The organism is Pseudoalteromonas arctica A 37-1-2 (genome assembly GCF_000238395.3).
Taxonomy (GTDB): domain Bacteria; phylum Pseudomonadota; class Gammaproteobacteria; order Enterobacterales; family Alteromonadaceae; genus Pseudoalteromonas; species Pseudoalteromonas arctica.
Genome location: NZ_CP011025.1, coordinates 3,008,046 through 3,023,502 on the forward strand (window position 1 = coordinate 3,008,046; position 15,457 = coordinate 3,023,502).

The window sequence follows — 15,457 nt, forward strand, 5'->3', positions numbered from 1 at the left end:
CCAAATTGTAAGGGCTAACTAAAACTAGTTATTTTTAAGCATACATAAAAGAACCCAAAATAGAAACACTTTAAATTTATTTAAAATACAGTGCCTAGTCTAACTTCCAGAGTACAAACGCAACAGCAAAACCAACCAAGTACACTAAGCCTAACCAAGTTAAACTACGTAATAGCACGCTGTGCTTAATAGCTGGCTCTGATCGCACAAGGCTAAAGTTAAGCCATGCAAACACAGGCGTTGTAACAAATGAAAGCGTCATCGCAAAGGTAAGCATTGGGCCAAGGGCTGATTTAAAAAATAAAATAACCGCCATACCGGCAAGAGCTTGTAGTATTAACCAAATATTTAAGCTGTGTTTTGATTGCTTAAAGCCAAGTAACTTATGAGACTCATTGAGCGTGCGGGCGTAGCCGTCAAGCACAGTGAGTGTGGTGCCAAACATACATAAAAAAGCAATGGCTGATACAAGCGGGCGTGCCCACTCGCCTATTGTTAATGCATACATATCAATAAGCTGCTTGGCAAACGCGACACCACCGAGTTCTATACTGCTGGTTTGCCCGTATTGCACTAATACACCTAAGCTAAAAAATACTAAGGCTAAGCCTGCTGTAAGCCAATAGCCTACGTTAAAATCGAACAAGCCTTGGCTTTTAGAAACAGTTTGCTGCGCTTGTTTTTCTTTTAGCCATAAAGAACTTAATGCAGATATTTCGATAGGCGCGGGCATCCAGCCCATTAAAGCCACCATAAAGCTAAGCATGGCAAGTTCATACGGTGAAGGTCCCACATAATCAGCAGGTGCCATTGGGCCGTTACTAAATGCAATGGCAAGGGCAATCAAAGTAGCGAGCGTAAGCAGCCCCATAATGCCTTTGGCAACGTTATCTAGCGCTTTAAAGTGTCCAAGTAGCAATATAACTAAACATACACCCAGCAGCATCCAACAAAGCAAGGTTACTTCAATAACCACAGGTAAGGCGTAATGCAGTAAGCTTGCGGTAAGCAGTAGTACGCCGGCGGTATTAACAATGGCGGCTACAATGTTTAAACCGATAAAGCTATAAAAGTAAAACGGACCTTTGCTTTTATACCCCTCCACTAGGCTATTTTTAGTGGCGAGTGTGTATTCCATACCAAAGCGAAAAAACGGGTACTTTAAAACATTAACAACGAGGATAAGCCAAAATAATTGCCAGCCAAATATTGCCCCAGCTTGCGTAGAGGCAACTAAGTGAGAACCGCCAATAGCGGCTGTTGCCATGAGTATTCCAGGTCCAAGCGCACCTAGTCGAGACTTCCATACTGCTTTTGTTGTGTGCATTAATTTCTCAAAATATGTGTGTTGTGTGTTCTTTTTATCAATTTTTATAATTAATAAACTGCAAGAACGCATAACTTACCTAAATTACAGGCAATAAAAAAGAGCCATACGGCTCTTTTTTACAATACTTTGTGACTAAATTTTATTTAAGATCCATCTCTTGGATGATCTCGTGTGCGATTTCAGGTGTAGTGCTAACAGGCTTTTCGTGTAAGTTTGCTTTTATCTGCCCTTTTCGATGTTTTAGTGCTGCATCGAGTTTTTTAGCTGCACTTGCAATGGCAGGGTACATAACTTCGTTTTCCCCTTTTACCGATATGCGCGTGCCTTCATAATTAGTGCTAATTTCAGCTTGGATTTTATGATGTTCTTTAGACAAAATAATTTCGAGTGCAATAAGCGATGGGAAATGGCTCTCGATTTTTGAAAATTTTTCGTTGATGTGCTCTCTAATAGAGTCAGTAACTTCAACATGGTGACCAGAAAGATTAATTTTCATAGGGTATCCTTTTATTTGTTACCTCATAAATAGTATTGGGGGCTATTTAGATTAACACAAGGAAAAAAGAGAGATATTTGAGGTTTATTTGCGGTTTTTGGTGATTTAAATCATGCGTTGCGCAAAGTTTATGCAAAGCCCATAGTGCATGGGCTTTCAGACGTCTAGCTGTACTGATTAATCTGTGTACGAACAACAGTAGTCAGCAAAATCAGATACTTTTACTTTAAAGCTTACATTTGCATCAACATTAAACGATTCACCCGCGTTAAATGTTTTCCACTCACTTGCGCCTGGTAATAAAATATCCCATTGGCCAGCTAAAAGCTCCATGCACTCTTTTTGGTTTGTATCAAAAACAAACTCACCTGGTTGCATAAAGCCTAACGTTTTCGCTTCGCCATCACCTAAAATAACGGTACGACTTGACACTTTTCCGTCAAAATATACATTGGCTTTTTTTACTACACTCACGTTATCGAACTTTGGCATTTTTAGCTCCTGCTATTAATTTAAGATTTTTATTTATAAATTTTATCGCACTACCTTGCCTGATAGCTTACTTTCTTGCAAGGAAAGCTGCATTGATCAAGGTGAAGTTGCTTCATGTAAGGGCATAAAAAAACCCGCAACATGTGCGGGTTTTTCAATTACTTACTTTATTTAATCGAAGCGATTAAAAAAGCTCGTTTGCTTTGCTTACAATGTTTGCCACTGTAAAACCAAAGTGCTCAAACAGCTCGCCTGCAGGTGCTGACTCACCAAAGGTAGTCATACCTACTACTGCGCCGTTTAGACCTACGTACTTGTACCAGTAGTCAGCAATACCTGCTTCTACTGCTACGCGGCGTGAAACAGATGCCGGTAATACGCTTTCTTTGTATGCTGCGCTTTGATCTTCAAAGGCATCAGTACATGGCATAGATACAACACGTACCTTTTTACCTTGGCTGCGTAGTTCGCTTGCTGAATCTTGTGCTAGTTGCACTTCAGAGCCCGTTGCAATGAAAATAATCTCTGGGTTGCCGTCACAGCTAAGGATGTAACCACCCTTTTTAACGTCACTTAATTGCTGTGCGTCACGTGCTTGTTGCTCAAGACCTTGGCGAGTAAAGATAAGCGATGTAGGACCGTCTTTACGCTCAATAGCTTGTTGCCATGCAATTGCCGACTCAACTTGGTCACATGGACGCCAGTTATATAAGTTAGGCGTTAAACGCATGCTTGCAATTTGCTCTACTGGTTGGTGAGTTGGACCATCTTCACCTAAACCGATTGAATCGTGCGTGTATACAAAAATGCTTGGTTGCTTCATTAATGCAGCCATACGTACAGCATTTTTTGCATATTCAACAAACATTAAGAACGTAGCACCGTAAGGAATAAAGCCTTTATGAAGGGCAATACCATTCATAATTGCCGACATACCAAACTCACGCACACCGTAATAAATGTAGTTACCGCTTGCATCATCGCGTGTTAAACCTTTAGAGCCATCCCAAATAGTTAAGTTTGAGCCAGCTAAATCGGCTGAGCCACCCATAAATTCTGGTAATAACGGACCAAACGCATTTAATGCATTTTGTGATGCTTTACGAGACGCTGGATTTGCAGGGTTTGCTTGTAATTGCTCAATGTACGCTTGTGATTTTGCAGCCCAATCGCCAGGCAGTTCGTTATTAATACGACGTTTGTATTCAGTTGCAAGCTCTGGGTATGCTTTTGCGTATGCTGCAAATTTTTCGTCCCAGCTTGATTCAAGCTGCTTGCCTTTTTCTTTGCCATCCCACTGTGCGTAAATATCATCAGGAATTTCGAAAGCATCGCCAGTCCAACCTAAAAATTCGCGAGATGCTTTAATTTCGTCATCACCTAGTGGAGCACCGTGACAATCATGGCTACCTGATTTATTAGGTGAGCCGTAACCAATAATTGTTTTACAACAAATTAGTGAAGGTTTATCGGTAACGCTTTTTGCTTCTGCTATTGCAGCACTTACAGCATCGCTGTCGTGGCCATCAACACCACTAATTACATGCCAACCGTATGCTTTAAAGCGAGCCGGTGTATCATCTGTAAACCAACCTTCTACTTCGCCATCGATTGAGATGCCGTTGTCATCCCAAAATGCAACAAGTTTACCCAGACCTAATGTGCCTGCAAGTGAACCTGCTTCATGAGAAATACCTTCCATAAGGCAGCCATCGCCCATAAATGCATAGGTAAAGTGATCAACAATATCGTGACCTTCACGGTTAAACTGTGCAGCTAGCGCTTTTTCAGCAATTGCCATACCTACGGCATTTGTGATCCCTTGACCTAATGGGCCCGTAGTAGTTTCGATTCCTGGTGCATAACCATATTCAGGGTGACCTGGTGTTTTAGAATGCATTTGACGGAAGTTTTTAATTTCGTCCAGTGGTAAGTCGTAACCACTTAGGTGCAATAGAGAATAGATGAGCATTGAACCGTGGCCGTTTGAAAGAATAAATCTGTCACGGTCAGCCCACTCTGGATTCGTTGGGTTATGTTTTAGATAATCGCGCCATAATACTTCTGCGATATCAGCCATGCCCATAGGGGCTCCAGGGTGACCAGATTTGGCCTTTTGTACTGCGTCCATTGACAAGACGCGAATAGCATTTGCAAGTTCTTTGCGAGATGGCATGAATTCTCCTACCTTTATGTGTATTTGCGCGGGTATTTATGTGTTTGTTTATGCACCCAAGTAACTTGAGTTCGTTTATACCGACCATTCTTACTTATTGTGGGGGCTGTGTGCAATTAAAAACCCTATAAAAGTGAGGCATTATGAATATTTTTTAAGACCAAAAAGTTATTAGTAATTTTATTTAGACGTCTAGGCGTAAAAACACTATGCAAGGTGTTTTGTTTTCGATAAAATACGCCCCTTAATTTTTTAGCGCTAATACCGACGTTTGTGAAGCGCAATATTTGTGAGCAGAATTACAATGGCAAAACATTTATTTACTTCTGAATCAGTTTCTGAAGGTCATCCGGATAAAATCGCCGATCAAATCTCTGATGCGGTACTTGATGCTATCCTAGAGCAAGACTCTCATGCCCGTGTTGCATGCGAAACTTACGTAAAAACCGGTATGGTTATGGTTGGTGGTGAAATCACTACTAGCGCATGGGTTGATATCGAAGAAATTACACGTAAAACAATTCGTGACATTGGCTACACAAATTCAGACATGGGCTTTGATGCCGATTCATGTGCAATTTTAAACACTATTGGTAAACAGTCTCCTGACATTAACCAAGGTGTTGACCGTACTAGCCCAGAAGAACAAGGCGCTGGCGACCAAGGCTTAATGTTTGGTTACGCATGTAACGAAACAGAAGTACTAATGCCTGCTCCAATTACTTACTCACACCGTTTAGTACAGCGCCAAGCTGAGGTTCGTAAAAGCGGCGAGCTTAACTGGTTACGTCCAGATGCAAAATCTCAAGTTACTTTTGCATACGAAAATGGCAAACCTGTAGGTATTGATGCTGTTGTACTTTCTACTCAGCACAGCGAAGACATTTCGCAAAAAGATTTAGTAGAAGCTGTGATGGAAACAATCATCAAGCCGGTACTTCCTGCAGAACTTATCACAAGTGCAACTAAGTTTTTCATTAACCCAACAGGTCGCTTTGTTATTGGCGGACCAATGGGTGACTGTGGTTTAACTGGTCGTAAAATTATTGTAGATACATACGGTGGTATGGCTCGTCACGGTGGTGGGGCTTTCTCTGGTAAAGATCCATCAAAAGTTGACCGTTCAGCAGCATACGCTGCACGTTACGTTGCTAAAAACATTGTTGCTGCTGGTCTTGCTGACAAGTGTGAGCTACAAGTTTCTTACGCAATTGGTGTTGCAGAGCCTACTTCTATCAGCGTTGAAACGTTTGGTACAAGCAAGCTAGAAGAAAGCCGTTTAATTGAGCTTATTCGTGAACACTTTGACCTGCGCCCTTATGGTCTAATTCAAATGCTTGATTTAGAGCGCCCTATCTACCTTCCTACAGCGGCTTACGGCCACTTTGGTCGTGACGAATTCCCTTGGGAACGTACAGATAAAGCTGAAGCACTTCGCGCAGCTGCCGGCCTTTGATTGGCTAAGTAAATACAAAAAAAGCGCCAATTGGCGCTTTTTTTATATGTAAACTAATTGAGTAAAAGCAGCTTTAAAAGCTACTTTTAAATCTATTAATCCATTCCTTTAGTAAGTAACTGCCACGCTGTAGCCATATACTTATTATAAGCTTGCTCTGTTGCTACATCGATTGGTTCAAAAGGTTGCGGCTCAAGTGGGACTAAGTTAATCCGATCCTCTGGGTTAACTTTTTGATACTCATACATTGACGAAAAATCACCACGCCAAAGCTGTTCTGGTTTACGTACAGTTTGAAAACCAAATACAGTACGATCTTTAGGTTGAGTTAATAGTGACTGGCCCATGCTATAAAATGTCGTCTTTTGCGGCGCTATTAAGTTTAATAATGTAGGCGCAATATCCATATGACTCGCTAATTGATCACTCGATACCCAGTTTGGATTTACACCTTTACCATAAATAACAAGCGGTACATGTGTTAGCTCATATAGACCCGGGCGATGATGTAAATAACGGCGACTATAATGATCACCTGTAATTACAAATAATGCATCTGGATAGCGCTGCTCCATTTTACGAACAAATTGACCAAGCATTTTATCGGCATACCATAAATGCCCTAATACGTAAGGGTCTAATAAGTCATCATCTAAAGCTTGAATTTCTTTTGGATAGTCAGCAACTGATTTTAAAGGATACCCATACTTATCTAAATCTAAGTTAAATGGCCCGTGGTAACTCCCACTCATGATTAAGTTAAAACTTTTTTCATCTGTTTTAGTATCGACTAAATCAAATAACTGACCATCATCAATTCCCCACACACCAGCACTTCCTTTACCTCCAGTGTCTGCAGCCGAAAATACTTTATCAGCTCCTTGTGAAAGCACATATTCGCCTACATTTTGCCATGACAGCAAGCCGCCATAATAAAATCGACTTTGATAACCTAGTTGCTCAAGTTGATTAAATATTGATAACTTACTCGCTGGTTTTTGTGGTCCAATACGGCTCATGTTAACGCCCGAAAACGCAATACCAGACATAAGGCTAGATAGCGAATTCATAGTACTGCTTGCTGCAGGTAATACATTATTTAAATATATACCTTTACTAGCTAAATTACGTAGTTCATTAGTTAAATTGAGCGATGTATATTTTTGCTGTAACGGCCAAGCATCATAACTTTCCATAACAATAAAAAATACTTGTGAAGGTGCCGCTAACATTGGCGTATTCGTTTTTTTCTCAAGCGCCGCTAAAGGGTTATCTATGTCAGGTGCACTTTTTCGTAAGTAAGGATTATGACCATTTAAACCAAAACTTTGTAAATCATTATAATCTTTAATGGCATATATAAAGCTTCGAAATGGATTTATTACAAGATTATTTACAAAAGCATCTGTTGTTACTGCTGACCATTTTCGAGAAGCCGGACGAGTTTCAAATGACCCTCTTATTGCACAAACAAATAAAACAATAATCAATGCAACTAAAATCGTACGCTTTAATATATTAGTGGTGAAAAGATGATTGATAACACTATAGTTTTTCCTATCAACTAGTTTATTTATTTTAAATGCCATCGCTAATAAAACAACTAAACTAAGTAGACTCCCCCACGGTTTATATTGCTCAATTACAGTTAATGCAATAGCTTGTTGATCGTCATTTAGTCCTTCAAACATAAAAAAGTTAAACTGGCTTCCATATTCAGCAATGTAAGTAATACTCGTTATACATAGTATTATTGCCGTAATGAAAAATATTCGGCTTGTATATATACGTGCTTTTCTAACCCATTGTCCTAAACGCAGAGGCTGTAAAATACAGTTTAAAATAAAAACAATACTAAAACAGACTCCCGTCGCGGCAGAATCAAATGCTAGACCCGCTTTTAATGTCGCGATTATTGAATCAATATCTAGTTCTGAAGTAATACGATCACTAAAATGAATTAAAAAGAAAATCCGAAAGCCCATAAAAAGCAGTACACCAGCAAACCAAAGTGTGGCGATACGTCCGCTTTCTTTTACAAATTCTAGCCAACGACTAGATGGAAGTGTGTGTGTTTTTAGCAAAATCCTGTACCTAATATATTATACCCCTAGGAAAACAATTTTACTTGTTTAAGCTATTTCAACAAGGAAATAGCTGTAATTACCTGTAATTAAAGAGAAAAATTTACATGTAAAATATTTCGTTCACATTTAATTGCAAGTAATGAAATATTCTATTGAAATATTAACCAACTTTTTTGTAAGTAATATTTTAGGAAACCGATACGTTTAACAATTTTATTTTACATAGAGATACATTTATAAAGGGGTTCGGTTTATACTCGCTTCATTATAAAGCTTTAGGGACAGTTAAATGGCCGATAACTTTCGCGTTATATTTGCAGGACTTGCCGATAACGTTGACATAAAAACAGCATGTACAAATTTAGCTGTAAAATTAAAAACGTCAGATGAAAAAGTAGCTCTTTTTTTTAAAGGTAAGCCACTGTTTGCACCAAGCGATAAAGACAAAGCGTTAAAACAGGCTAAGTTACTAGCAAGCTTAGGTATTAAAAGTAAGCTGCAAGCTGTTTCAAATGCAATTCAAAATAGCTCCCCCGCAGCTGCAAATAACAACCAACGTGACGAACGTATTTTTGATGCACTCGATTACATCACTAGCAGCTTAATTCGCCTTGAAGAAAAGCTAGACGAGTTAGAGCAACGCCTTCCTGAAGCTCAATTAAAAGCACCAGACGAAAGTATTGACGAATGGCAAGGTGACGATCTAATGCTAGATGATGATTTAGCGCCTCCTAAAAAACGCAGTAACTTACTTTTATATTCATTGATTGCAACTGCCACAATTTTGCTAGTCGTACTGGCTGTTTTTTTAATTTTTCCCGATTTATTCTCTTTTTAAGAATGGCTAATTAATTTAATGAGCAATAAACGCGCAAAAATAAGAGCGAAAATTCGTAACACCCGTAAAAACTTGTCAAATAATCAGCAAATAATTGCTGCGCAATCGCTAAAAATGAATTTTATTCAACATTTAAAAAGCGAAAAAACAACGAATTCAAAGCATATTGCCATTTACTTAAGTAACGATGGGGAACTAGACACTTCGTTGTTAATTAAAGAATTATGGAGTTTAAACCATACCGTTTACCTACCTATAATACACCCATTCAATGGCGCTAATTTACTATTTCAGCGCTATGAGAAAAACTCACCCATGAGAGCAAATCGCTATGGTATCTTGGAGCCTAAGCTGAACTGCTCTCAAATATGCCCATTACCAGTGCTTGATTACCTCCTTATGCCATTAGTTGCATTTGATAAACAAGGTAATCGCCTAGGAATGGGAGGTGGGTTTTACGACCGGACATTGGCACGTTTACACGAACAAAATTGGCAAAAACCACAACTAATTGGCCTTGCACATGAATGCCAAAAAGTTGAGGCTCTACCAATCGAGTCGTGGGATGTACCACTTAAAACCATTATCACCCCAGATAAAACATACTGTTGGTAACAATTAAATTTGATTACTAACCGCATATTTTTGACATACATGAGCACAAAGCAATGACACAAGATGAATTAAAAAAAGCAGCTGCTTGGGCAGCACTCGAGTTTGTAAAAGAAAACACTATTGTAGGTGTGGGTACAGGCTCTACTGTTAATCACTTTATTGATGCCCTTGGCTCAGTAAAGGACACTATTGTAGGCGCTGTATCAAGCTCAGAAGCCTCAACCGCGCGCTTACAAGCGTTAGGTATTGAAGTATTTGAGCTTAATAACGTTGCTGCTTTAGATGTATACGTTGACGGCGCTGACGAAATAAACGATCAAAACGAAATGATTAAAGGTGGCGGCGCAGCCCTTACTCGCGAAAAAATAGTAGCCGCTGTAGCTAAACAATTTGTGTGCATTGTAGATGACACCAAATTAGTAAAAACATTAGGCGACTTCCCGCTTCCGGTAGAAGTTATTCCAATGGCGCGCAGCTACGTTGCACGAGAATTATTAAAGCTTGGTGGTGACCCTGTTTATCGCCAAGGCGTAGTTACCGATAACGGTAACGTTATATTAGATGTATTTAACTTAAAAATTACCAATGCTAAACAACTTGAAGCACAAATAAATTCAATTGTTGGCGTAGTTACCAACGGCCTATTTGCAATACGTGGTGCTGATAAAGTGATTATCGGTACTAAAAATGGGCCACAAATTAAATAGGATGAGGTTATGAGTAAGGTATCGTTAGCAAAAGACAAAATTAAAATTCTCTTGCTTGAAGGTGTTCACCAAAGCGCTGTTGAAACGCTAAAACGTAACGGTTACAGCAATATCGACTACGTTAAAACATCCTTACCTGAGGACGAATTAAAAGAGCGCATTAAAGATGTTCACTTTGTAGGACTTCGTTCTCGTACTCATATTAACCAAGCCGTATTAGACTCAGCTGACAAGCTAGTTGCTGTTGGGTGTTTTTGTATTGGTACAAACCAAGTTGATTTAGATGCAGCACGCGAACGCGGTATTGCTGTATTTAACGCACCATTTTCTAATACTCGTTCAGTTGCTGAACTTGTACTTGGTGAAATCCTACTTTTATTACGCGGTATTCCAGAGCGTAATGCAGCGGCTCATCGTGGTGGCTGGTTAAAAACAGCAAATGGTTCGTTTGAAGCACGTGGTAAAACATTAGGTATTATTGGCTACGGTCACATTGGAACTCAGCTAGGTATTATGGCTGAAAATATCGGTATGAACGTGGAGTTTTACGATATCGAAGATAAATTATCACTCGGTAATGCAAAACAAGTTCACAACCTAACTCAGCTATTACAACGCTCTGATATTATTAGTTTACACGTACCAGAAACACCGCAAACTAAAAATCTTATTGGTAGTGCAGAACTTGCTGTTATGAAGCAGGGATCTATTTTGATCAACGCTTCACGCGGAACTGTTGTTGATATTGATGCACTTGCAGAAGCACTAACAGAGAAAAAACTAAGTGGTGCAGCAATCGATGTGTTCCCTACTGAGCCAAAATCTAACGATGAAGAATTTGTATCGCCACTGCGCCAATTCGACAATGTTATTTTAACGCCGCACATTGGTGGTTCTACACAAGAAGCACAAGAAAACATTGGTATTGAAGTAGCGGGTAAACTGGCTAAATACTCAGATAATGGCTCAACTATTACAGCTGTTAACTTTCCTGAAGTATCGCTGCCTGAGCTTGCTAATCGTAGCCGTTTATTACACGTACACCACAACCGCCCAGGTGTACTAACGCAAATTAACCAAGCGTTTGCACAGCACGGTATTAACATTGCTGCGCAATACCTACAAACAGACGCATCTATTGGTTATGTAGTTATTGATGTAGATACAGATCAATCTGAAGTAGCACTTAAAGAACTAAGCGCAGTTGAAGGTACAATTAGAGCACGTATTCTGCATTAGTAATTTAATCAGCTATTCTAATATCAAAAAGGGTCACTTCATTAAGTGACCCTTTTTTGTATTCAGATTACATATACTTTCTTAGGTATTTTTTGAATACCGGATCTGTTGCAGCCAACTCTTTTTGCTCAGCTAATATCTCTTTTAAAATAGCGCCTGATGTAAGCGGGTTTGCAAGTACCACTCTAAATACAACTGTAGGTTGATTGTCGTATTTAGAAGGCGTTAAACGAGTACGTGATACAAATGAGCGACCAGACTCTCGCTGACGTTTTTGCATACTGGCAGTAAAACGATTCAGAGAGGCAAAAATATCTAACCGAGTTGCAGCATCTGCATCAGCTATTGCTTGTTTAATTTTCTTAGGTACATAACGATACGTTAATAAGCACAATTCAGGTTCTGAAATAAGCTCAAAGTCTTCATCAGCTTTAATTAAATCAGCAAAGTAATGTGCTTTTTTGATGCTTCGATCAATCAGCATTTCGTAACCTTTACGACCAATAACACGTAAGCAAGCATGTACTAACATTGCCATACCAGGTCGGCTGCCTTCAAGCGTGTGGCTACCTAAGTCTTTTGAACCTTTACGTAATATGTACTCAGCGTGATGCTCTATTGCATCAGTTGCAGCGGGATCTTTAAATAAAACCAAACCCGCTCCCATTGGTACATACATTTGTTTATGTGCATCGATGGTAATTGAATCTGCTCGCTCAATCCCTTTTAGTAAAGGGCGATGCGTGTTCGATAAAAGGGTTGCTCCTCCCCATGCAGCATCTACATGAAAATGGCAGTTAATGTCTTGTGCTAAGTCAGCCATTTCATCAAGTGGGTCAATATTACCGGTTTCGGTTGTACCCGCTACCCCAATAATCGCCATTACTTTAATGCCTTGCGATTCAAGCTCACGTGCTTTTTCGCGCATAGCTCCTACATCAACTTTATTATTTTCGCAGGTTTTAATACCAATTAAGTTATCGCGGCCAATACCGAGTAAATCAACCGATTTACCTAATGAGTAATGTCCGCGTTCTGATATTAATACTGCTAAACCTTTATAGCCGTAATGCAGCATACCGGCAATTAGGCCTTGTGCGCCGATACCTCTAAAATCGCCATCGGGTTTTAATAAGCGGTTTCGAGCAATCCAAAGCGCAGTAATATTAGCAACCGTTCCACCAGAGCAAAATGCACCTAGTGAGGTTTTAGCACTGTGCATCCATTTAGAATAAAATGAATCTTCTTGCCCATAAGCTAAATGATGCATCATTCCAAGCACTTGACGTTCAAGAGGCGTAAACGCTTTAGACGTTTCTATTTTTACTAGATTTTGATTTAGCCCTACCATCAATTTTGACAGAGGTAATAAAAAATGCGGCAAGGCAGAGGTCATGTGACCAATAAAGCTAGGCGCAGCTGTATGTACAGAATGCGCAACAAGTTGCTCCATTATGTCTTGGGCATAAGCAGATACAAACGTTGGATCCTCTGGGATCACTGCCGACTGAAAATCTTTTTCGATTTCATGTAATGGTTTTTCAATTGCCGCTATATTTTCGTTTAGAAAACCTGCTAAATTACTCGAAATTTCAAGCTCGATTTTGCTTAAAGTTGAGTCTGGCGCTTCAGGTACAGTAAATATACGCTTAAGGCTTTCTTTAGAGGCGACGGCACAACGCTTTTGATCCATCTCAATACCTAGTGTGTGTAGCTAAAACACGCGCTTACCCATCAAAAACGCCTACTTATTAGGACATTTAGAGCAATCGTGTTTCTTTAAAAATTGCGGTAACTTTACTGCAATATAACTAAAATGTCTCGTTTAAACCTATAAAAGCAATCAAAGCGATGACAAAAAAATGATAATTTAATTAAAACTCTACCAAACCTAATTATTTATTGGGCATTTACTTATTTTGGGTATAATAAATTTGATAACAAAAAAGGGACACATATGCCAGAAGGAAGAGTCAAAGTTAGTTGGATAGTGGCAGGCTTTAGCTTGTTTTTAATAAGCTTGCTTACCTATGTTTACTACACATACCAAACCACGCGTGCTGAAATAATGCAGTCGGTTGATAATCGCTTACTTAATGCCGCCACCAGCGTTAAACATATTCTAGGTGAAAATTACTTAAGTGCGGTTAATCAAGGCGACAACATAAGTTTTTCTTACTATCAAAATAAGAGTAAACAGCTCTCTGAGTTTGCTCAAGCACTTGATATTGCTTATGTGTATTCAATGATTTTAAAAGACGGAAAGGTTCTTTTTAGCTCATCAAGCTACACGCAAGACGATCAGAATAATGGCAAAGTAACTCAATTTTTAGATCTCTACCCTGAAGCTACCGATGCAAATATAAGTGCTTTTTACTCAACCGAGCCTGTATTTGAAATATCGAGCGATCAGTGGGGCCACTTTAAAACTATTTTTATTCCTTACGTTGACCCTATTAACGGCAATACCTATTTAACGGGTGCCGATATAACTATTTACAATTTAAACGAGAAACTTAAAGAAAGTGTATCGAAAGCTGCTGCAATGGCTAGCTTCTTCTTTTTTATCGCGATACTTGTTGCCGCCATATATATTTATTTACTAAAGCGCTCTTTAGCAACTGACTCAAGTACTGGTTTTTCAAATCATATTGCTCTTGAGTACTTTATTAAAAAAAGTAATGCTCATCACATGCAGTTAGCCGTTATTTGGGTTAATGAAATAGAAGATATAAACAGTTTCTACGGCACTGAAGTGGGTGACAAAGTAATGAAAAACTTACTTATTCACTTTAAACTCAGAAGCTCTGCGCATTGCCATATATACAGACTGGCAACCAACAAAATAGTATTACTCGCGCCTAAAGAAATGAGTAATGACGAATTTACCGATCTCGTAAAAACATATAACTTTAATACCCCAGTGTTAACTGACCCTTTTATTTACATAACCCTATGTGCAGGTATTGCCAGTGGCAATAAATCACTACTACTTGAAAACGCTCATATAGCGGCGCTGCAAGCTAAACAAGGCAGGCATAGCGTAGTTAACTACTCAAAAGCGCTACACGATGTAAAAACGCAATATCAATACAATGTTGAAATGGCTAAAGAGGTGCGTGAAGCGTTTGATAACAACCGTATAGTGCCTTACTTTCAACCCATTATTGATACAAATACCAACAAGGTCGTTCAATACGAATGTTTAGCTCGAATGGTAACGGCGCAAGGGGAAGTGTTGAAACCTGATGCATTTTTAAATGTTGTTACTCGCTCAAGAATGGACGGAATACTTACCCGTACTATATTTTCACAATGTGTTAGTCGCTTTAGAAAAACCGATATTTGCTGGAGTTTAAATATAACAGCACAAGATATGCTCGACCCTAATTTAAGTGAGTTTATTGCGGACGAACTTAAGCGCTACCCGCATCCTGGTAATATCACACTAGAGCTTTTAGAAACCCAAGCTATTGCCAACTTTTCTGAGGTGAAAGCATTTATTGGAATGGTTAAAACGAAAGGCGTTAAGGTTATTATTGATGACTTTGGTAGTGGTTATTCAAATATATCAAACGTACTTAAGCTGGAAGTAGATGGTATTAAGCTAGATGGCGCACTAATAAAGCAAATAGTGAATGACAAAGATATCTATTTATTTATTGAACATATAGCCAGTTTTGCTAATCAACTTGGTTTGCAATTGATGGCAGAGTCGGTAGAAAATGCAACCATAGTAACCGCACTTAAAAAGGCGAATGTGACACTAATGCAAGGCAACTACTTTGCCCACCCAGTGTCACATGTTAGTACGGTTATAGAAGAAGAATTAGCACTTTAACTTACTTTAACCAGGGCGTGTTGATCTTTGTGGATTGAAATTTGTTCAATCTAGGGGCGATTAAATCGCGGCGCGAGGTTTGTAACCTAGTGGGCTAAGTAAAAACTGAGCAACAAAGAGTTAATCGTCCCTAGAAAGAACCCAAAGGGCAGCACATGTTTGGTCTTTATGCTGCGTTAT

Annotated in this window: 12 protein-coding genes; 6 read left to right on the forward strand and 6 right to left on the reverse strand. The window is 39.2% G+C overall.

Features of this window, described 5'->3' with window-relative positions; genetic code table 11:
- Window positions 1-94: 94 nt before the first annotated feature.
- The 4 genes from PARC_RS13600 to tkt all read right to left on the reverse strand — a co-directional run bounded on the left by PARC_RS13600 (window position 95) and on the right by tkt (window position 4,494).
- The gene (locus PARC_RS13600; protein WP_096058072.1) at window positions 95-1,267 is read right to left on the reverse strand and encodes an NRAMP family divalent metal transporter; all 1,173 of its coding nucleotides are present in this window, start codon (window positions 1,265-1,267) and stop codon (window positions 95-97) included.
- 202 nt (window positions 1,268-1,469) lie between these two features.
- On the reverse strand, window positions 1,470-1,826 hold the full coding sequence (gene hpf, locus PARC_RS13605) for a ribosome hibernation-promoting factor, HPF/YfiA family (protein ID WP_007584763.1): 357 nt from the start codon (window positions 1,824-1,826) through the stop codon (window positions 1,470-1,472).
- Between the two features lie 177 nt (window positions 1,827-2,003).
- Window positions 2,004-2,318 carry a pyrimidine/purine nucleoside phosphorylase gene (ppnP, locus tag PARC_RS13610; RefSeq protein ID WP_002958974.1) on the reverse strand — a complete coding sequence of 105 codons (315 nt, stop codon included), beginning with the start codon at window positions 2,316-2,318 and terminating at the stop codon, window positions 2,004-2,006.
- A 184-nt stretch (window positions 2,319-2,502) separates the two neighbouring features.
- Window positions 2,503-4,494 (reverse strand): transketolase, encoded by a 1,992-nt coding sequence (gene tkt, locus PARC_RS13615; protein WP_010554422.1) that lies wholly within the window; start codon window positions 4,492-4,494, stop codon window positions 2,503-2,505.
- 304 nt (window positions 4,495-4,798) lie between these two features.
- Here tkt and metK point away from each other — a divergent pair, with 304 nt between their 5' ends.
- The gene (metK, locus tag PARC_RS13620) at window positions 4,799-5,950 is read left to right on the forward strand and encodes a methionine adenosyltransferase (protein WP_010554421.1); all 1,152 of its coding nucleotides are present in this window, start codon (window positions 4,799-4,801) and stop codon (window positions 5,948-5,950) included.
- Window positions 5,951-6,045: 95 nt separating this feature from the next.
- Here the strand turns inward: metK and PARC_RS13625 are convergent, their stop codons facing one another.
- Complete coding sequence (locus PARC_RS13625) at window positions 6,046-8,034, reverse strand: LTA synthase family protein (RefSeq protein WP_010554420.1); 1,989 nt, start codon at window positions 8,032-8,034, stop codon at window positions 6,046-6,048.
- 292 nt (window positions 8,035-8,326) lie between these two features.
- Between PARC_RS13625 and PARC_RS13630 the strand changes: the two genes are divergently transcribed.
- The 4 genes from PARC_RS13630 to serA are packed head-to-tail and all read left to right on the forward strand — an operon-like array spanning window position 8,327 to window position 11,436.
- Window positions 8,327-8,875 carry a hypothetical protein gene (locus tag PARC_RS13630; RefSeq protein ID WP_010554419.1) on the forward strand — a complete coding sequence of 183 codons (549 nt, stop codon included), beginning with the start codon at window positions 8,327-8,329 and terminating at the stop codon, window positions 8,873-8,875.
- An 18-nt stretch (window positions 8,876-8,893) separates the two neighbouring features.
- Window positions 8,894-9,490 (forward strand): 5-formyltetrahydrofolate cyclo-ligase, encoded by a 597-nt coding sequence (locus tag PARC_RS13635; RefSeq protein ID WP_010554418.1) that lies wholly within the window; start codon window positions 8,894-8,896, stop codon window positions 9,488-9,490.
- 53 nt (window positions 9,491-9,543) lie between these two features.
- The gene (gene rpiA, locus PARC_RS13640) at window positions 9,544-10,197 is read left to right on the forward strand and encodes a ribose-5-phosphate isomerase RpiA (protein WP_010554417.1); all 654 of its coding nucleotides are present in this window, start codon (window positions 9,544-9,546) and stop codon (window positions 10,195-10,197) included.
- Between the two features lie 9 nt (window positions 10,198-10,206).
- Entirely contained in the window at window positions 10,207-11,436 is a 1,230-nt protein-coding gene (serA, locus tag PARC_RS13645; RefSeq protein ID WP_007584756.1) for a phosphoglycerate dehydrogenase, read from the forward strand.
- A 67-nt stretch (window positions 11,437-11,503) separates the two neighbouring features.
- Here serA and panP read toward each other — a convergent pair whose 3' ends face one another.
- Complete coding sequence (gene panP, locus PARC_RS13650; protein WP_010554416.1) at window positions 11,504-13,129, reverse strand: pyridoxal-dependent aspartate 1-decarboxylase PanP; 1,626 nt, start codon at window positions 13,127-13,129, stop codon at window positions 11,504-11,506.
- Between the two features lie 264 nt (window positions 13,130-13,393).
- On the opposite strand from panP, the gene PARC_RS13655 reads away from it, so the two are divergent.
- The gene (locus tag PARC_RS13655) at window positions 13,394-15,277 is read left to right on the forward strand and encodes a bifunctional diguanylate cyclase/phosphodiesterase (RefSeq protein ID WP_010554415.1); all 1,884 of its coding nucleotides are present in this window, start codon (window positions 13,394-13,396) and stop codon (window positions 15,275-15,277) included.
- The last annotated feature ends 180 nt before the right edge of the window (window positions 15,278-15,457 follow it).